The sequence below is a fragment of the Stenotrophomonas geniculata genome, from assembly GCF_034508895.1.
In the GTDB taxonomy this organism is placed as follows: Bacteria; Pseudomonadota; Gammaproteobacteria; order Xanthomonadales; family Xanthomonadaceae; genus Stenotrophomonas; species Stenotrophomonas geniculata.
Window position 1 is genome coordinate 2,862,769 of record NZ_CP140571.1, and the last position, 17,158, is coordinate 2,879,926.

At 66.3% G+C, this 17,158-nt stretch carries 18 protein-coding genes and 1 tRNA gene; 10 read left to right on the plus strand and 9 right to left on the minus strand.

Translation table 11 applies throughout. The features are described 5' to 3' along the window. Positions 1 to 241: 241 nt before the first annotated feature. The 4 genes from RI032_RS13160 to thiS all read right to left on the minus strand — a co-directional run bounded on the left by RI032_RS13160 (position 242) and on the right by thiS (position 3,952). Positions 242 to 2,089: an SLC13 family permease gene (locus RI032_RS13160; RefSeq protein WP_049413367.1), complete on the minus strand. Its 1,848-nt coding sequence runs from the start codon at positions 2,087 to 2,089 to the stop codon at positions 242 to 244. A gap of 27 nt (positions 2,090 to 2,116) precedes the next feature. Beyond that, a complete protein-coding gene (gene trmB / locus RI032_RS13165) occupies positions 2,117 to 2,851 on the minus strand; it encodes a tRNA (guanosine(46)-N7)-methyltransferase TrmB (protein WP_010481468.1) in 735 nt (244 codons plus the stop codon). Continuing rightward, positions 2,851 to 3,645, minus strand: a complete 795-nt coding sequence (locus tag RI032_RS13170; protein WP_010481470.1) for a thiazole synthase — start codon at positions 3,643 to 3,645, stop codon at positions 2,851 to 2,853. The genes trmB and RI032_RS13170 overlap by 1 nt, the downstream gene beginning before the upstream one ends. A 106-nt stretch (positions 3,646 to 3,751) precedes the next feature. Next, complete coding sequence (gene thiS, locus RI032_RS13175; RefSeq protein ID WP_010481472.1) at positions 3,752 to 3,952, minus strand: sulfur carrier protein ThiS; 201 nt, start codon at positions 3,950 to 3,952, stop codon at positions 3,752 to 3,754. 207 nt (positions 3,953 to 4,159) lie between these two features. Here thiS and RI032_RS13180 point away from each other — a divergent pair, with 207 nt between their 5' ends. Next, complete coding sequence (locus RI032_RS13180; protein ID WP_049454768.1) at positions 4,160 to 6,013, plus strand: autotransporter domain-containing esterase; 1,854 nt, start codon at positions 4,160 to 4,162, stop codon at positions 6,011 to 6,013. A 128-nt stretch (positions 6,014 to 6,141) separates the two neighbouring features. After that, positions 6,142 to 6,215, plus strand: a tRNA-Gly gene (locus RI032_RS13185). Positions 6,216 to 6,351: 136 nt separating this feature from the next. On the opposite strand, the gene RI032_RS13190 is transcribed toward RI032_RS13185, so the two are convergent. Then, positions 6,352 to 7,086, minus strand: coding sequence for a hypothetical protein (locus RI032_RS13190; RefSeq protein ID WP_322547114.1), 735 nt, complete (start codon positions 7,084 to 7,086; stop codon positions 6,352 to 6,354). A gap of 294 nt (positions 7,087 to 7,380) precedes the next feature. Here RI032_RS13190 and RI032_RS13195 point away from each other — a divergent pair, with 294 nt between their 5' ends. Beyond that, on the plus strand, positions 7,381 to 7,785 hold the full coding sequence (locus RI032_RS13195) for a DUF805 domain-containing protein (RefSeq protein ID WP_322547115.1): 405 nt from the start codon (positions 7,381 to 7,383) through the stop codon (positions 7,783 to 7,785). A 1-nt stretch (position 7,786) separates the two neighbouring features. Here RI032_RS13195 and RI032_RS13200 read toward each other — a convergent pair whose 3' ends face one another. Then, the gene (locus tag RI032_RS13200) at positions 7,787 to 8,740 is read right to left on the minus strand and encodes a PoNe immunity protein domain-containing protein (protein WP_322547116.1); all 954 of its coding nucleotides are present in this window, start codon (positions 8,738 to 8,740) and stop codon (positions 7,787 to 7,789) included. A gap of 19 nt (positions 8,741 to 8,759) precedes the next feature. On the opposite strand from RI032_RS13200, the gene RI032_RS13205 reads away from it, so the two are divergent. Then, positions 8,760 to 9,944, plus strand: coding sequence for a hypothetical protein (locus tag RI032_RS13205; RefSeq protein ID WP_322547117.1), 1,185 nt, complete (start codon positions 8,760 to 8,762; stop codon positions 9,942 to 9,944). Positions 9,945 to 10,008: 64 nt separating this feature from the next. Here the strand turns inward: RI032_RS13205 and RI032_RS13210 are convergent, their stop codons facing one another. Beyond that, positions 10,009 to 10,374 (minus strand): hypothetical protein, encoded by a 366-nt coding sequence (locus RI032_RS13210; protein WP_224328455.1) that lies wholly within the window; start codon positions 10,372 to 10,374, stop codon positions 10,009 to 10,011. Positions 10,375 to 10,541: 167 nt separating this feature from the next. Here RI032_RS13210 and rimK point away from each other — a divergent pair, with 167 nt between their 5' ends. The 6 genes from rimK (at position 10,542) to RI032_RS13240 (ending at position 15,605) form a co-directional block, all read left to right on the plus strand. Next, on the plus strand, positions 10,542 to 11,420 hold the full coding sequence (gene rimK / locus RI032_RS13215; RefSeq protein WP_164136207.1) for a 30S ribosomal protein S6--L-glutamate ligase: 879 nt from the start codon (positions 10,542 to 10,544) through the stop codon (positions 11,418 to 11,420). A 246-nt stretch (positions 11,421 to 11,666) separates the two neighbouring features. Beyond that, entirely contained in the window at positions 11,667 to 12,143 is a 477-nt protein-coding gene (locus RI032_RS13220; RefSeq protein ID WP_010481495.1) for a hypothetical protein, read from the plus strand. 89 nt (positions 12,144 to 12,232) lie between these two features. Next, on the plus strand, positions 12,233 to 12,706 hold the full coding sequence (locus RI032_RS13225; protein ID WP_019336437.1) for a hypothetical protein: 474 nt from the start codon (positions 12,233 to 12,235) through the stop codon (positions 12,704 to 12,706). A gap of 8 nt (positions 12,707 to 12,714) precedes the next feature. Beyond that, entirely contained in the window at positions 12,715 to 13,392 is a 678-nt protein-coding gene (locus tag RI032_RS13230; RefSeq protein WP_005410804.1) for a response regulator transcription factor, read from the plus strand. Further along, positions 13,355 to 14,722 carry a sensor histidine kinase gene (locus tag RI032_RS13235; RefSeq protein WP_322547118.1) on the plus strand — a complete coding sequence of 456 codons (1,368 nt, stop codon included), beginning with the start codon at positions 13,355 to 13,357 and terminating at the stop codon, positions 14,720 to 14,722. The genes RI032_RS13230 and RI032_RS13235 overlap by 38 nt, the downstream gene beginning before the upstream one ends. A 496-nt stretch (positions 14,723 to 15,218) precedes the next feature. After that, on the plus strand, positions 15,219 to 15,605 hold the full coding sequence (locus RI032_RS13240) for a hypothetical protein (protein ID WP_049481722.1): 387 nt from the start codon (positions 15,219 to 15,221) through the stop codon (positions 15,603 to 15,605). 58 nt (positions 15,606 to 15,663) lie between these two features. On the opposite strand, the gene coaE is transcribed toward RI032_RS13240, so the two are convergent. Both coaE and RI032_RS13250 read right to left on the minus strand, forming a co-directional pair. Then, positions 15,664 to 16,275 carry a dephospho-CoA kinase gene (gene coaE, locus RI032_RS13245; RefSeq protein WP_322547119.1) on the minus strand — a complete coding sequence of 204 codons (612 nt, stop codon included), beginning with the start codon at positions 16,273 to 16,275 and terminating at the stop codon, positions 15,664 to 15,666. Positions 16,276 to 16,286: 11 nt separating this feature from the next. Next, positions 16,287 to 17,150, minus strand: coding sequence for a prepilin peptidase (locus tag RI032_RS13250; RefSeq protein WP_032128827.1), 864 nt, complete (start codon positions 17,148 to 17,150; stop codon positions 16,287 to 16,289). Positions 17,151 to 17,158: the final 8 nt, after the last annotated feature.

A 17,158-nucleotide genomic window follows, 5' to 3' on the forward strand; every position in this document is an offset into this window, starting at 1 on the left:
TCGACACCCACCAGAGCAGAACGCCGACAGCTCGCGGAAAACTGTCGAAGGCGGGGTGGGTCCGGTTGCGGGGGCGTGAGCCGCATGGATGCGGCGACCGAGCTTACATGGACGTACTTGCAGCGTCCCCCGCAACCGGACCCACCCCGCCATCCCACGGAATGCACGCTGTTGCTGTTGCTGTTGCTTCGGCTTCGGCTTCGGCGGGTGCAGGGCGCAGCCCTGCCAACAAACCCAACCGTCAGAACATCAGGTTGATCATCAACACCACCACACAGGTGTAGATCAGCGACAACGGTCCGCCGACCCGCCACATCTCGCGCGGGGTGTAATTGGCCGGGCCGGTGATCATCGAGATCACCGGGTTGGACGCCGTCATCAGGTTGTTGGACGCCGACAGCGCCACGATCAGCGCGAACGCCGTCGGGTTGCCACCCGCCGCCAGTGCCAGGTTCACCGCAATGGGCACCATCACGATGGTTGCGCCCACATGGCTGATCACCAGCGAGAACGCCGTGGTCAGCAGCGCCAGCGCCACCTCCAGCACCCACACCGGGATGCCGGTCGGCAGCTTGTCGATGGTATGGCCGGCCACCCATGCCGCCGCACCACTGGAATCCATCGCCCAGCCGAGCGGAATCAGCCCGGCCATCATGAACACCGTCTTCCAGTTGATCGAGGCATAGGCCTCGTCCATGCGCAGCACGCCGGTCAGCAGCATGCCGGCCACGCCGGTCATCAGCGTCAGCGCCACCGGCAGCTTGCTGGTCAGCGCGATCAGGATGGTCAGCGCGAAGATCGCCATCGCGATCTTGAACTTGTGCGGGCGCTGCTCGCCGGTCGGGTAGTCGGTCACCACCACGAAGTCACGGCTGCGCGCGGCCTGCGCCAGATCGGTCCAGATGCTGTGGAAGACCAGCATGTCGCCGGCGCGCAGCTGCACGTCGCGCACGTCCTCGCGGATCACCTGCTTGTCGCGGTTGATCGCAAGCAGGCTGATGCCGCGCTCCTTGCGCAGGCGCAGGTCGGCGGCGCTCTTGCCGATCACGTTGGAGGTCGGCGGCACCACCGCCTCGGAAATACCGGCACGGCTCGGGTTGAACAGGTCGCCCAGGTGCTTCAGGCGCGAAGACATGCGCAGGAACTGGTTCTGCGCGAAATCGTGGATCTGCTCGCGCGGGCCCATCGCACCGAGCACGCTGCCGACCCAGATGCGCATTTCCGCCGGCGGCGCCAGGCGGGTGTCGTTGCCGGTTTTCAGGGCCAGCAGCAGCGGCGCATCGTGCAGGTTCTCGGCCTCGCCCAGGGTCATGCCCACCAGCGGGCTTTCCGCGCTGACCACCAGCTCGAACACATCGCCTTCGATGCCGTAGGTCTTGGCGAAGTAGCTCTCGGTGCGTGCGGGCGTGACCCCGTCGTTGACCAGGTTCTCTTCCTCGATCAGCTTGCGGTCGCCGTAGTAGCGGAAATACAGCAGCGAGGCGATCAGCAGGGCCACGCCGATCGGCAGCGGCGCGAACATGCGCAGCGGCTCGATGGTGGCCAGGCCCGAGGGCAGGTTGTTGTTGGCCGAGGCCAGCAGATCGTTCAGCAGGATCAGCGGCGAGTTGCCGACCATGGTCAGCGCGCCGCCCATCACGATTGCCGCCGAGATCGGCAGCAGCAGGCGCTGCAGGGTCAGGCCGGTGCGCGCTGCCAGTCGCGAGGCGACCGGCAGGTACAGCGCCATCACCGACGGGTTCTGCATGAAGGACGAGTTCAGGCCGGCGATGGCCGTGGTCATCATCAGCAAGCGCTGCTCGACGCCATGGCCGCGCCGCAGCAGCCAGGCCGCCAGCCGGTTCAGCGCCCCGGTGCGGTCCAGGCCGGCACCGAGGATGGTGGTGGCGATGATGCTCATCACCGCGTTACCGGAGAAACCGCCGAAGATTTCCTCCGGCGCGATCAGGCCGGTGACACCCAGCACCACCAGCACCACCAGCGCGACCACGTCGGCGCGGATGCGCTCGAACAGGAACATCGCCATCGTGAAGCCGACCAGCCCGAGCACGAGCTTCATGTCGTTGGTCAGCGTCAGCGCGGTATCCATGTAGGGCGCGGCGTCCTCAGGCGATCGTCAGGTGCGGTCGTACAGCAGGTCCCAGACGCCGTGGCCGAGCTTCTGGCCGCGGGTCTCGAAGTGCGTCTGCGGGCGCCAGTCCGGGCGCGGCACGCTGCCACGCGGGCCGGCGCGGTTGACCAGGCCGGCGGTGGCATCGAGCACGTCCCACATCTGCTCGGCGTAGTCTTCCCAGTCGGTGGCGCAGTGCAGGCGGCCACCCGGGCGCAGCTTGCGCACCAGCAGCTCGGCGAACGCCGGCTGCAGCAGGCGGCGCTTGTTGTGGCGCTTCTTGTGCCACGGGTCCGGGAAGTAGATGCGCACTTCATCGAGCGCGCCGTCGGCGATCTCGTTCTGCAGCACTTCCACCGCATCGTGGTGGTACAGGCGCACGTGGTCGGCGTTGTCGTCGGCCAGCGCGTTCAGCAGCCGGCCCACGCCGGGCGCGTGCACTTCGATGCCGATGTAGTCGCGCGACGGGTCGTGCTGGGCGGCGAAGCGCAGCGCGGCACCGTTGCCGAAGCCGATTTCCAGCACCTTGTGCGCCGGGCGCCCGAAGGTGGCGTCCAGGTCACGCGGCTGGCCGTTGTAATCGATGCCGAAGCGCGGCCAGCGTTCGTCGAACGCGCGCTGCTGGGCGGGGGTGAAGCGGCCCTGGCGCAACACGAAGCTGCGCACCTCGCGGCGGCCTTCGCTGACGGTGAAGGGTTTGGGCGGAGCCTTGGAGCCGGCGCTGTCGAAAGGATTGGTCATCAGCCGATCAGCCCATCCACCGGGGAGGAGGCGCTGGCGTAGCGCTTGCGCGGGATGCGCCCGGCCAGGAACGCCTCGCGGCCGGCCTCGACCGCCTTGCGCATGGCACTGGCCATCAGCACCGGGCTGCGTGCACCGGCAATGGCGGTGTTCATCAGCACGCCGTCGCAGCCCAGCTCCATCGCGATTGCCGCGTCCGAGGCGGTGCCCACGCCGGCGTCGACGATGATCGGCACCTTGGCGTCTTCGATGATCTGCAGCAGGTTGTACTTGTTCTGGATGCCCAGGCCCGAGCCGATCGGTGCGGCCAGCGGCATCACCGCAGCGCAGCCGATCTCTTCCAGGCGCTTGGCCAGGATCGGATCGTCGGAGGTATAGACCATCACCTCGAAGCCGTCCTTGACCAGCTGTTCGGCGGCCTTGAGGGTCTGCACCACGTCCGGGTACAGCGACTTCTGGTCGCCCAGCACTTCCAGCTTGGTCAGGTTGTGGCCGTCCAGCAGCTCACGTGCCAGCCGGCAGGTACGCACCGCGTCTTCGGCGGTGTAGCAGCCGGCGGTGTTGGGCAGGATGGTGTAGCGCTCCGGTGGCAGCACGTCGAGCAGGTTGGGCTCGCCCGGGTTCTGCCCGATGTTGGTGCGGCGGATGGCCACAGTGACGATCTGGGCGCCTGCAGCCTCGGTGGCCAGGCGGGTTTCTTCCAGATCCTTGAACTTGCCGGTGCCGGTGAGCAGCCGCGAGCCATAGGTCTTGCCGGCGATCACCAGCGAATCGGGGGAGACATGAACGTTCATGGCGCGATTATCGCCTATCCGCCTGAAGATGGGATCACGCAATGGCGTGCCGGCCGCGGATCGGCATGGGTAGTGCCGGCCGCTGGCCGGCAAACCCGCGCAGGTCTCAGCCCCCGCCCAGCGCGTGCACGATCTCCACGATGTCGCCTTCGGCCAGGACGTGCTCGCCATGGCGGCTGCGGCTGACGATCTCGCCGTTGACCTCCACCGCCACCCGGCGCTGCAGCAGCTGCTCGGCCTCGAGCAGGTCGTGGAGGGTCGCCGAGGCGGGCAGGGTGCGGGGTTCGCCGTTGAGCTGGATGTTCATCCCTGCATTGTCGCTGATAGCCCGTCGAGATCGGAACGTTTGCAATTTGAACCGGGCGCCAGCTCCAGCACAGCGGGTTCCGGCGTGATCAGGCGACAATCCATGCGGCGGCGCAGCGTGAGCAAACGGCGGCGCGGTGAAACCATTGACCGTGCGCCGGCGTACGTGCGCCGGATTCCAACCTATTTACCCCACAGGAGTTCCTAGATGCAGCTCAGCAAACACCCGATCCGCTCCCTGATGGCGGCTGCGATCGCACTCGCCGCGCTGCCGGCCATGGCAGGCGAAAGTCCGTATTCCAAGGCGGTGTTCTTCGGCGACAGCCTCACCGACGCCGGCTATTTCCGCCCGCTGCTGCCTGAGGCCACCCAGGGGCTCTCCGGCCAGTTCACCACCAACCCGGGCTGGGTGTGGTCGCAGCAGGTCGCCAACTACTACGGCCTCAACAAGGACCCCAACGGCAACGGTCAGAACGGCGACAACTACGCTGTCGGCGGTGCCCGCGTGTCGGTCGAAGGCGGTGGTGCCCTTGGCGCAATCCCGTCGTTGAAGTCGCAGGCGGCCCGTTACCTGGCCGCAAACGGCGGCAAGGCTGATCGTAATGCCCTGTATACCGTCTGGGGCGGCGCCAACGACCTGTTCGCCGCGGCCGGTGCTGCCGGCGCGGGTGCGTCGCCGGCCCAGGTGCAGGGCATCATCGGCGCGGCGGTCACCGACCAGATCGCGCTGGTCGGCGCCCTGAAGCAGGCCGGTGCCCAGTACGTGCTGGTGCCGAACCTGCCGGACGTGGGCATCACGCCGCAGTTCCGCGGCCCCAACGCGGCAGCCGCCACCGCCATGTCGGTGGGCTACAACAAGGCGCTGTACGGCGGCCTGAAGCAGGCAGGCATCGAGTTCATTCCGCTCGATACCTTCAGCATCCTGCGTGAAGTGACCGCCAACCCGGGCATGTACGGCTTCACCAACGTCACCGGCACCGCCTGCAAGATCAACCCGGCCAACACCACGGGCAGCATCATCGGCTGCAACCCGACGACCTACGTCAGCCCCGATGCATACCAGACCTATCTGTTCGCCGATGGCGTGCATCCCACTGTGACCGGTCACCAGCTGCTGGGCCAGTACGCCGTCTCGGTGCTGGAGGCTCCGCGCCTGCAGCAGGTGCTGAGCCACTCGGCACAGACGGTCGGCCGTTCGCGTGCCGACCAGGTCAGCAACCACCTGGGCGCCCGTCCGGCCGATGGCCTGTCGTGGTGGGGTGGCGTGCGCGGTGACATGCAGCGCTATGACCACGCCGACCTGTACGACGGCGTGGCGCCGGCCGGACTGTTCGGTGTCGACTGGGCACGTAACGGCGTGGTGGTGGGTGGCTTCGCCGGCTTCGGCCGCATGAGCGCCGACTTCGGCAACAGCCGTGGCGACTTCACCCAGAAGGACACCACCGCCGGCCTGTTCGCTGCCTGGTATGGCGACCGCGTCTGGGTCAACGGCCAGGTCAGCTACACCTGGTTGTCGTATGACGTGAACCGCAAGGTCCAGCTGGGCCCGGCCACCCGTGAGCATGGTGGCTCGCCGGATGGCAGCAACCTGACCGCTGCACTGAATGCCGGTTACGAGTTCGGCACCGAAGGTGGCTTCCGCCACGGCCCGATCGCTTCGGTGATCTGGCAGAAGGTGAAGATCGACGGCTACACCGAAAGCGCCACCGCCGGCACCATGGCCACTGCGCTGGGTTACGACCGCCAGAACGTCGACTCGACCGTCGGCCGCGTCGGCTGGCAGGCCCGCTTCGATGGCGGCACCGTCAAGCCCTACGTGCAGGTGACCTACGACCACGAGTTCGAGGACACCAAGCAGGCCAGCGCCTGGCTGCAGACCCTGCCGGAACTGGGCAGCTACCGTGTGCCGGGCCTGGACTTCGACAAGAACTACGCCACCGCCGTACTGGGTGCGCGCATGGACCTGTTCGGCCTGCAGGGCAACGTTGGCCTGAGCACCACGGCTGCGCAGAAGCGCGCCCGTGACGCGACGATCTTCGCCACCGTGGGTGGCAGTTTCTGATGAATGCAACATCCCGGGCACCGCAAGGTGCCTGGGATGCCTGCACGGCAGCGCCGGGCCGTGCCCGGCGGGTGCGGCGGCCACCATTGCGCAACACCGGCCGCTCCGCATAGACTTTCATCCGCAATGCGGGCGTAGCTCAATGGTAGAGCTGTAGCTTCCCAAGCTACTGACGTGGGTTCGATTCCCATCGCCCGCTCCATGTCTCCAGGGTATTCACCCCAGGCAGACGCGGCGCACTCGTTGAACCACACCCAGGTCCAGCGTGTGGCAGCAGCGCCGGAATCTCTTTCCTCAGTGTTGGGCTGTGGCTCTTCCGAACCACAGCCCGAAGCGGCTTATGCGCCCGCTTGCGCAGCGGCGTCCTTGGCCGCGGCAGTGACGGAACTCCCGAAACCGGTATAGGTCGATCCGTTGCAGTGCAGGTATGCGCGGAAGACGACGCCATTCAACTGGGCGTTGTCAAAATAGCAGTGCGTACCGGTTTTGGAAGATTTCTTCACAAGCCGCATTGCCATTGCGTTTGCATCGTCGACGCTGGAGCCAAGACCGGCAACGCTCCAGGACTGGCCCGGGCGGTTGCAGGTGTAGGGATACTTATAGCCATGCGCCGACCCGTAGTAGTAGTCGACATTGCACCAGGCCTGGGTCGCCGCCAGGTTGATGGCCAGCTCAAGCACGTTCTGTCCCGCAGTGGTGGTCGTCATGCCATAGGCGGAAAGCGGCGTGGAACTGCACTGCGCCTTGATACCGACACCCGGTGCCGGGAGGCTGACATAGGGGTCGCGCGCGAAAACACTGCAGACGGGGCCTTCTTCGGCGACGGCAAGGAAGCCATTGGTGTTGGCCGTCGCAGCATCGATATTGCTGCCAACGCCCGCGACCGTACCGTTCTTGCCGCAGCGCCGGATCACCACGCCTCCGCCGTTCGGCAGCATGTCCATGCCGGGGTCGCAGATGCCAGGCCCGATCGATGCTGCTGCGGCTCTGGCGTAGTCACTTTCTGCGTTTGCGGCCATCGGAGCCTGCGCGGAAAGCAGTGCAAGCATCAGCGGAAAAGAAATCGCAGCCATTCAAAACCTCGAATCCATGAGTGAGCAGTGACGCTAGCAGAGGCGCCATTCTGGAAAACTGGAATTCGACCCATCCGCCACTGCTGCAAGCCAGTGATTCGATTCAGAATGCCCACGCCTATGAAAATGTGCGGTAGTTCGCGCTGCGTCTCCGGCTGCGCGGCTGCCGCGGCGGGCTCCTGCAACCTCCGCTGTCTGCCGGGCCCGTCGGGCCGCAGGGTTCAGTTGGTGCTGGGCTTGGGGATGCTAAAAGATCGTTAACCGTTGACCCATCGTCCGCTGCCCGGAGCGCGAATGATCCCCGCACTTTTGCCCCTCAGGCGTTGCTTTGATTTTTCAGGGCGATCCAACCGGAAAGAGTTCTGGTCGTACTCCCTGTCTGCTGCGCTTGTGGTGGCAGCGAGCTACACCTTGATGGACGGCGGATACTGGCTGACGGGCACCGTGCTGCTCGATGGGGAGGCCTTCGAGCCGTTCCGGATGCTGGGGTGGGGCATGACGGTCTGCGCGGTCATCGTCCTCCTTCCGCCGATGCTGGCCCTGGCCGTTCGACGACTGCATGACATCGACGAGTCTGGCTGGTACGTCGTGATCGCCTTCATCCCGTTGGGCGTATTCGTCCTCTTCCCGGTCATGCTGCTGCCGGGCAACGAGGAAGAGAATCGATTCGGCGGCATTTCCGGTCTGCCGGACGCCTGACTCAGCGCCGGGCGAAGTCCACCAGGTCGGAAGGGTAGTGCGGGCAGGTGCGCAGCGCGGCATCGTCGCCGCCATACAGCACCACCAGCGCTGCTACCTCAAGCGCCCAGTAGCCCCAGGCATTCGGTCCGGTCAGGCGTCGGGTCCGCTTCTGGGCTTTGGGCGACAGCAGGAAGAAGTCGCGGTACTGCACCTGCAGGTAGCCGGCCAGCAGTGAAGGGTCGAACGCTTCACCGTCGCGCAATGGCGCGAACAGCTCGGCGAACGGGCGCGGATGGAATATCGCATCGCTTGCTTCGGCAAGGCCGAGTGCCGGCGCGCTGAGGTAGTCCAGCACGCGGTCGGTTTCGAAGCAGAGCACCTGCTCCACCAGCGCCGGAAGACGATCCTGCGCATCCAGCAGCACGCCCAGTGACAACAACTGTAGTGCGTATTCGTAGTGCTGCGTTGTACGCGGTTGCAACGACGCGGCCAGCGCGATGTCGTGGCCTTGCTGTTGCAGGCTGTCCCGGGCTAACGCCAGCAAACGTGCGTGTTCCAGCCACAGCTTTGTCACGTCGGCATGCATCTGCTGCAATGCCGTGGGGGCGAAGCCGCGGTCGATGCCTTTCAGCAGCAGGTTGCTGCCGGTCTGGGCAACCGCTTCCCAGCCGTAGGCATGTTCCAGCGCCGTATACCCCTGCAGCGGCTCCTCCGCAGGTTCACCGCCATTGCGCGCATGACGCGCAAGCAGGGCCATGCCCGCGTTCCAGTCTGCCTGCCAGTCCGGCAGGCGAAGCATGCGGCGCGGTACTCCCGGATCCTTGGCCAGCGCTCTCCATCGCGGTAGTACGTCCAGCAGCAGATTCCGGCGGTTCACGGCAGTCATCGGTTCCATCATCAGGGAAAGTCTAGCGGCAATGCCGGTTCGACCCCCATTGCCTGGCACCGCGTTGAAGGTTTGAATGGTGCGCAATCGCAGTCACCCTGCCCGCATGACCGTTGATCGAATCGCCCTCCGCCGTTTCACCCAGTGGCTGCCGTTCCTGGTCCTGGTCGCCATCTGCGTGGCCTGGTGGTCGCCGCTGGGCGTGGTTGTCGCCCTGGCCGCGTGCCTTGCAGTGGGCGGCGTGCTGCAGCGCTTCGATCTGGTCGGCGATGCCGTAGGCGGCGCACTGCTGCGCTCGCGGGCGACGCTGCCCTTTGCCACACGCCCGCCCACGCATGATGTCCTGTTGGATTGGGGGGAGCTGGGCATGGGAGGGCCGGCCTACAGCACCCAGATGCTGCGCGATGGCGCCATTGTCGAGGGCGTATCCACCGGAGGCAGCCACGATGCCAGTGGCGAGTGGCAGACGCTGGCGGGAAGCGCGCTGCGCGTGGCCAGTGGCTACATTGATCGCAGCGAAGCGGTGATCGTCTACGACGAAGCGGACAAGAAGGTGATGCACCTGCTGACGATTGTTCCCAGCCTGTTCTGGCAGGAACTGCACGAGCGCCGGCAGCTTGGCGGGGATGCCGAAGCCGCGATGTGGTTGCGGGATCTTCCCTGCCGATCGAGCACGCTGCGCCCCTGCCGGGGTCTATGGCTGGAACCGGAGCATCCCGCACTGGCCGCCGGGCTGCCGCAGGCATTGCGGCATGTCCTGCCGGATGCCCGGGTGCTGCGGGCCATCCCGCTGCTGCCCGACGATCTGCGCCTGACCGCGCATCCGACCCTGTTCGCGCGCATCTGCCCGTACGCGCTCTGTCTCGATGGCGAGCCCAGTGACCGTCACGCCTGCGATCTGGAGACGGTGATCACCAGCCCGTCCGGACGATGCGTGGTGGTGGCGGGCAGCGTGCTTGATGGGGATCTGCGTCCCATCGAGGGCGTATGGCTCGTCCACTGGCAGGGGCGTTGGCAGGCCATTGGCCGCCGTGCGACGGGCGGCAGCGGCAAGGCCCGCAGTGCGGCCTGGATCGATGTGATCGAGGCCGGCGATGACGGTACGCTTCGCTGCGACGCCTATGAGGAACACTGGACGTTCGACGCGATCACACGCATCCCCACGCCACACACGGCACTCGCCTTGCCTGTGGAATGGCGGGAAACCGCACTGGCCGTGCGTGTCCGCGATGGGCACTTCTCGTTGCGCCTGCCCCGCGCGGTTCGGCGGCGCCACGCATCCCTTGGATGAGCCATGAGGATGTCCCCGGCGACGGTGTGGCCGTCGCCGGAGACGGTGCGGCGGCTACCGGCCGTCAGTCAGAGTAGAAGCCGTTGCCGAGGGTGCCGGGCAGGCCGGGTTCCGGCCATGGCATCAGTGACGTGCAGGCGTCATACAGCGTGCAGAAGTCCTGCCGAAGTTGCGCAGGCACCCAGCTGCCGTAGGAAACGTCGGTCGAGTCGCCCTGGCAGGCGTAGGAAACATCGATCCAGCGGGTATTGGCGTGTGAGGCAACGCCCTGGTGCTGTGTCTTGCCTGTGCAGTAGCGCAGGCCCTGGCCGATCAGCGTGTTGTTGGCATCGAAGTAGAGCCGGGAGACTGCATGGGTCGGCGCAGCCTGTACGTCTGCGGCGCCTCCCACCAGGCCAAACAGCAACAACAGCGGAATTCCCATTCGCATCTGTGGTTCTCCTTGGGGTGTGTAAGCCGGTCGTGTCCTGTCCATCAGCCGGCGAAAGGCATCTTCGCACAGCCCCGTCAGGCACGCAGATGCGGCGGCCTGCTGGGCATCATCCACCCGCCACACGCCCGCGCTATGCTGCGCGCCTGCCGTCCGATCCTGCCGCGATGAAGCTCGCCATCCTGTCCCGCAACAGCTCCCTGTACTCCACCCGCCGGCTGGTCGAGGCGGCCCGCGCGCGCGGCCACACCGTACGCATCCTCGACCCGCTGCGCTGCTACATGCGCATCGCCGCCGATGGCTTCTCGATGCACTACAAGGGCCGGCCGATGACCGGCGTGGACATGGTCATTCCGCGCATCGGTGCCTCGATCACCCGCTATGGCACCGCCGTGCTGCGCCAGTTCGAGCTGATGGGGGCGCGTACGCCCAACCCCTCCGACGCGATCCTGCGTTCGCGCGACAAGCTGCGTGCGCACCAGCTGCTGGCCGCCAGGGGCATCGACATGCCGGTCACCGTGTTCGGCGACAACCCGGATGACACCGTCGACCTGCTGTCCATGCTCGGCCCGCCGCCACATGTGGTGAAGCTCAACGAAGGTACCCAGGGACGGGGGGTGATCCTCACCGAGAAGGCCAGTGCTTCGCGTGGCATCGTCGAGGCCCTGCGGGGCCTGTACGCCAATTTCCTGATGCAGGAGTTCATCGGCGAAGCCAAGGGCGCCGACCTGCGCTGCTTCGTGGTCGGTGACCAGGTGGTGGCGTCGATGCAGCGCCAGGCGCCGGAAGGGGACTTCCGCTCCAACCTGCATGCCGGCGGCACCGCGGTGGCGGCCAAGGCCAGCCGCGCCGAACAGCAGGTGGCGGTGCGCTCGGCCAAGGCGCTGGGCCTGTCGGTCTGTGGCGTGGACCTGATCCGCTCCGCGCGCGGCCCGCTGGTGCTGGAGGTCAACTCCACGCCAGGGCTGGAGGGCATCGAAGCCGCCTGCGGGGTGGATGTGGCCACGCGCATCATCGAGCACGTCGAGAAGCTCAAAAAGCCATGATTAATCAATATCTTGAAATTCTCATGGGCAAATGAGGCCGGCTTTAACATGCCTTTAATCGGCGCCGGCGTAGCCTTCAGCGAACCGCAGCTCTGCCTCTCAGCAGGATCGGTATCGGGATACGACTTCAGACCCAGGCGGGGCACCGCCTGGGTCTTTTTTATGCCAGCCGCAGGTCCCTTGTGGAGGCAACGTGACGGCCGTAGAGTGGCGCCCATCGTTCCTGGATGGATCCGGAGGCTGGCGATGTACCGCATCACGATGATCGCGTTGTTGCTGGGGCTGTCTGGTGCTGTCTCCGCCAAGCCGGAGAAGACCGCCATACAGATGGACGGGCAGGCACCAGTGGCCGAGCAGGTCCGGCGGGTTGAAAAGGCCCTCGATGACGGCGAATACAGCGAGATTTCCGCTGACGACCGTGCCCAGGTGCAGCAGGCACTGGCGCGCATCACCCAGCGCATGGGTGACCACCGCACGCTTCAGGAGCTCCCGCCGCAGGTCCAGGCGGAGGTCTTCAACGACCAGGAGCGGATCAACACGGTTCTTGTCCGCGCCCATGAAGACAGCCGCCAGATCTGCCAGCACACCCGCACCACCGGCAGCAACATGCCTAAAAGCCGCTGCCTGACCGTGGCTGAGCGCCGCCGGATCGAGGAGAAGGGCAAGGCCCTGCTCAACGACCAGCGCACCTTCAACAACTTCAACCCTGCCACCAACCACTAGGCCGTCCGATGCCCCTGCGCATGGCACTTGCTGGCGTGAAGGTGGTGCGAATACAGTCAGCACTCAACTCAAACAAGGATTCGTTTGTCATGAAGTCCCTCCTGATGTCGGCGGTCCTGGTCTCGGGCCTGACCCTGGCCACCGCCGCCTCTGCATCGAACCAGGCCGGTGAGGTCTTTATCCCCGGCAAGCCGCTGCAACAGCAGATCGAGCGCATCGAAATCGAACTCAACGATGGCGAGACCTACAGCGAACTGAAGCAGACCGACCGCAGCCGCGTGCGCGAGGCGCTGGTGCGCATGCGTACGGCCGTCGAGCAGCACCCTGACCGCGATTCCATGCCTGAACAGGTACGAACCGATGTCTTCAACGACCAGCAGATCGTGAACACGGTTTTGACACAGGCACGTGAAGATAGTCGTCTAATATGCCAACGTGAAAAGGCCACGGGTTCGAACCGGGCCACGACGCAGTGCACTACCGTTGCCGAGCGCGCCCGGCGGAAGGACAAGGCACAGCGTGATATGGGCCAGGCCCAGCGCGTCGGCAAATTCGTCAATTAGAGGTGACAGTGAGAATCCTGGTAATCGAAGACAACAGCGACATTGCGGCCAACCTGGGCGACTACCTGGAGGACCGGGGCCACACCGTGGACTTCGCGGCTGACGGGGTTACCGGTCTGCACCTGGCCGTGGTGCACGAGTTCGACGCGATCGTGCTGGATCTCAATCTGCCAGGCATGGACGGCATCGAGGTCTGCCGCAAGTTGCGCAACGAAGCGCGCAAGCAGACCCCGGTGCTGATGCTCACCGCCCGCGATTCGCTGGACAACAAGCTGGCGGGTTTCGATTCCGGCGCGGACGACTACCTGATCAAGCCGTTCGCGCTGCAGGAAGTGGAAGTGCGTCTGAACGCCCTGTCGCGGCGCGGCAAGGGCGTGCAGACCCGCGTGCTGGAAACCGGCGATCTGGAATACAACCTGGATACGCTGGAAGTGCGCCGCCAGGGCAAGCTGCTGCAGCTCAACCCGACCGCACTGAAGATCCTGCAGGCGCTGATGGAAGCGGCCCCGGCCGTGGTGACCCGGCAGGAACTGGAAACCCGTGTGTGGGGCGAAGAACTGCCCGATTCGGATTCCCTGCGCGTGCACATCCATGGCCTGCGTGCGGTGGTCGACAAGCCGTTTGAAGTGCCGCTGATCCAGACCCGCCATGGCATCGGATACCGCATCGCCACCCCGGAAGCCTGATTCGGTGGCAACCAAGGGGGAGCGCCGGCGCACGCCTTATCGGCGGCGCCTGCGCAGCCGCATCATCGTTTCGTTCGTGTTGTTGGGCTTCTGCCTGACAACACTGTTCGCGTTCGCCACCAACTGGGCCCGCCTGCGCGTGGAAAACCAGCTGGTGGAAGAGCTGATGAACCGCAACATCGACGAGTATGCGCGCCGCTATTACGAGCACCCCGGGCATAACCCGGACGCACCGGTGCTGCAGATCAGGGCCTATGCCTATTCCAAGGACAAGTTCGACCGGGTGCGCGAAGAACGCGCGCAGTGGGCGGGCTTCTCCGATGGCATCCACAGCGTCAGCGGTGACGAGCACGGCGAGCCGTACTCCTACAAGCTGGCCGTGCGCAAGACGCCCGACGCCTGGTTCTTCCTTGCCTATGACATGACCGACAGCGTGCGCGGCGGCAAGCAGCTCAACCGCGCGCTGGTGCTGTCGGTGCTGGTGTTCAGCGTGCTGTCGCTGGTGCTGGGCTGGTGGTCGGCGTCGAAGGTGATGAAGCCGGTGTCGGATCTGGCCGCGCGGCTGCGCGCCTATCGCGGCGGCACCAGCGATCCCGAACCGCTGGCGCCACGCTTCCCCGACGACGAAGTGGGGCAGTTGGCACAGGCGCTGGACGACTATTCCTCGCGACTGACCGAAGTGGTGCAGCGCGACCGTGAGTTCAATGCAGACGTCAGCCATGAGCTGCGCACGCCGTTGGCGGTGATCCGTGGCGCCACCGAGCTGCTGCTGACCCGGCCCGGCCTGGACGAGAAGGTGCTGCAGCGCCTGCAGCGCATCCAGCGTGCCGAACAGCAGTGCAGCGACCTGATCGGCGCGCTGCTGCTGCTGTCGCGCAACGAGCGCGGGCAGGGCACCAGCAACGTCGCCCGCGTGGCCGAGCAACTGCTGGACGCGCATCGTGCGCAGCTGGGTGGCAAGCCGCTGGAACTGCTGCTGGAAGGTGAGCGCAACCTGGTGATCAATGCGCCCGAGGCGGCGCTGTCGGTGGCACTGGGCAACCTGATCGGCAATGCCGTGAAGTACTCGCAGGACGGCGAGGTACGCGTGTTCGTCGGCACCAATTCGGTGTCGGTAACCGACAGCGGCCCGGGCCTGAGCGAGGAAGACGCAGCCAAGCTGTTCCAGCGTGGCTACCGTGGCACCCACGCCGGCCATTCGCAGGGCGGCGGCATCGGCCTGTCGATCGTCAGCCGCCTGTGCGATCTGTACGGCTGGCAGGTGAGCGTGCGCCCCGGTGGCCAGCGTGGCGTGATCGCCACCCTGACGTTCTCGCCGAAGCCGCTGTAAGGGCCCCTGCTTAAGGGCCCCTGCTTTGGTGGGTGCCGACCTTGGTCGGCACGAGTCCTGCCGACGTTGTATGGCGCTCTGTGTCGCTTGTGCCACCGAATCACCCTCGCGCGATGATCGGGCCTCAGGCCCAACACGACACCACCGTGATCGCTGCCGCGCCCCGCGCGTGTTCCAGCGCACGCATTGGCAAGCCCGCGCCGTACTTGGGAATTTCCTTACAGATCGCCGCGTGCGGCGATGGCCTGATGGCCTGGCCGGGGCAGGTGCCTTGGCCGGGATTGGCGTCCTGAAATCAACTGTTAGATGGAAAGCTTCCGATGCCTCGCGCGGCATCGCGGACAATGCACTGTGCTCGCTTCATGGCGGGCGGTGCGTGGGGATTCCCGGGAATCCGCCGGAGTTTCCATCCATCTGGGAGTTGTCCGGTACGCCAACCCGCACCGTCCGCCACCTTGCATCTGCAGGTGGCCTGCCGACTGCGAGGAGCTCCACCATGTCCACCCGCCCGCTGTTCCCCCAGCTGCACGCCCTGATCGGCGATGCGGCGAACCTGCTGCCTGCCGACGTCGCCGAGCGTGTCGAAGTTCTGCTGGATGACCCCAAGGACCTGCTGCCCGCGCTGCTGGCGCGCATGGATGGCCGCGACGCCGCCGACGGCCAGCCGCTGGACGTGCAGGGGGCCAGCCCGGCGCAGGCAGCCATGATGGCCGGCCTCAGCCGCACGCTTGCCGGTCTGCATACCCTGATCCAGCTGCTGCACGCCGCCGAACTCGCGCGGGAGCAGGGCGGTGCCCGCCAGCAACTCAATCCCGATGTGGTCGACGGCCTGCTGCTCGGCGCCCGCGAACTCGCCCGCTACGCCCGCCTGCAGCTGGAGTAGATCCACGCCGCGCGTGGATGCGCTTTGGTAGTGCCGGCCGCTGGCCGGCAACCCGGCCTCAACCCCCGGCCAACCCCAGATACCGCGCATGCAGCTGTTCCACCTGCACCTGCAGGTCCTCCGGCTGCCCATCATTGACCACCACGTCATCGGCCAACGCCAACCGCTGCGCGCGGCTGGCCTGGGCAGCAATCATCCGGTCGGCCAGCGCCGCGTCGATACCATCGCGCCGCATCAGCCGGGCGTGCTGCACGGCTTCGGGCGCATCCACCAGCAACACCCGGTCCAGCCACGGGTAGGCCTTCCGCCCGCCCACCTCGGTCAGCAGCGGAATGGCCGCAATCGCATAGGCGCTGGTGGCCTGCTCGCACTGCTGCTGCATCAGCAGGCGGATAGCCGGGTGGGTGATCGCTTCCAGCGCCGTCCGCTCGGCCGGGTCGGCGAACACGTGAGCGCGCAGGCGGGCCCGGTCCAGGCTGCCGTCGGCCAGCAGCATGTCGGCGCCGAAGCGCTCGGCAATGCGGGCCAGGGCGGGGCTGCCGGCGGCCACCACGGCCCGTGCGGCCAGATCGGCGTCGGCCACCACGATGCCCAGCGCCTCGAAGCGCCGGGTCACTTCGCTCTTGCCGGAGGCGATGCCTCCGGTCAGGCCAACCACATAGCGGCTCATGGGGACTCCCCTCAGCGCAGCCCGCTCATTACCAGGTACTGCTCCACCAGTGGCGCACCCCACATGAAGTAGAGCCAGCCGGCAATGGCCAGATACGGCCCGAACGGGATGGGCGTGGCGCGGTCACGGCCGCGGCTGTACAGCCAGATCGAGCCGATGATGGCGCCCAGCACCGACGACAACAGGATGATCGGCAGGATGCCCTTCAGCCCGCACCAAGCGCCCAGGGCCGCCAGCAGCTTGAAATCGCCGTGGCCCATGCCTTCCTTGCCGGTCAGCTGCTTGAACAGCCACCAGACCGTCCACAGCGACAGGTAACCCACCGCCGCACCCACCAGGGCGGGCTTGGCCGGCATGTACAGGTTGTCGATGCTGCCTATCAGCCCCAGCCACATCAGCGGCAGGGTGAGCTGGTCGGGCAGCAGCTGCGTGCGCAGGTCGATGCCGGACAACGCGATCAGGAAGCAGGTCAGCACGATGGCACCGAAGCCCTGCCAGCCGAAGCCGAACTGCCAGACGCAGGCCAGCACCAGTACCGAGGTCAGGGCCTCCACCAGCGGGTACTGCAGCGAGATCGGCGCCTTGCAGTGTCGGCACTTGCCGCCCTGGATGATCCAGCTGAACAGCGGGATGTTCTCGTACCAGCTCAGCTTGTGCTTGCAGTGGGGGCAGTGCGACGGTTCCACCACGATCCCCGGTGGCGGGGGCTCGTAGAAGTCCGGTTCCTCCAGGACTTCGCGCGCATCGCGCTTCCACTGCCACTCCAGCCGCTTGGGCAGCCGCAGGATGACCACGTTCAGGAAACTGCCCAGCAGCAGTCCCAGGGCGGCCGCGGCGGGGTAGCCGAGGCCGGGGTGCTGGTCGAGAAATGCCATTGATACCT

Bases quoted from the DNA above. Each gene is read 5' to 3' on its own strand.
- RI032_RS13225 (WP_019336437.1), top strand. From the start codon at position 12,233: ATGAAGTCCCTCCTGATGTCGGCGGTCCTGGTCTCGGGCCTGACCCTG.
- RI032_RS13235 (WP_322547118.1), top strand. From the start codon at position 13,355: ATGGCATCGGATACCGCATCGCCACCCCGGAAGCCTGATTCGGTGGCA.
- RI032_RS13240 (WP_049481722.1), top strand. From the start codon at position 15,219: ATGTCCACCCGCCCGCTGTTCCCCCAGCTGCACGCCCTGATCGGCGAT.
- rimK (WP_164136207.1), top strand. From the start codon at position 10,542: ATGAAGCTCGCCATCCTGTCCCGCAACAGCTCCCTGTACTCCACCCGC.
- RI032_RS13195 (WP_322547115.1), top strand. From the start codon at position 7,381: ATGATCCCCGCACTTTTGCCCCTCAGGCGTTGCTTTGATTTTTCAGGG.
- RI032_RS13160 (WP_049413367.1), bottom strand. From the start codon at position 2,089: ATGGATACCGCGCTGACGCTGACCAACGACATGAAGCTCGTGCTCGGG.
- RI032_RS13205 (WP_322547117.1), top strand. From the start codon at position 8,760: ATGACCGTTGATCGAATCGCCCTCCGCCGTTTCACCCAGTGGCTGCCG.
- RI032_RS13190 (WP_322547114.1), bottom strand. From the start codon at position 7,086: ATGGCTGCGATTTCTTTTCCGCTGATGCTTGCACTGCTTTCCGCGCAG.
- RI032_RS13250 (WP_032128827.1), bottom strand. From the start codon at position 17,150: ATGGCATTTCTCGACCAGCACCCCGGCCTCGGCTACCCCGCCGCGGCC.
- coaE (WP_322547119.1), bottom strand. From the start codon at position 16,275: ATGAGCCGCTATGTGGTTGGCCTGACCGGAGGCATCGCCTCCGGCAAG.
- RI032_RS13210 (WP_224328455.1), bottom strand. From the start codon at position 10,374: ATGCGAATGGGAATTCCGCTGTTGTTGCTGTTTGGCCTGGTGGGAGGC.
- trmB (WP_010481468.1), bottom strand. From the start codon at position 2,851: ATGACCAATCCTTTCGACAGCGCCGGCTCCAAGGCTCCGCCCAAACCC.
- RI032_RS13180 (WP_049454768.1), top strand. From the start codon at position 4,160: ATGCAGCTCAGCAAACACCCGATCCGCTCCCTGATGGCGGCTGCGATC.
- RI032_RS13220 (WP_010481495.1), top strand. From the start codon at position 11,667: ATGTACCGCATCACGATGATCGCGTTGTTGCTGGGGCTGTCTGGTGCT.
- RI032_RS13170 (WP_010481470.1), bottom strand. From the start codon at position 3,645: ATGAACGTTCATGTCTCCCCCGATTCGCTGGTGATCGCCGGCAAGACC.
- thiS (WP_010481472.1), bottom strand. From the start codon at position 3,952: ATGAACATCCAGCTCAACGGCGAACCCCGCACCCTGCCCGCCTCGGCG.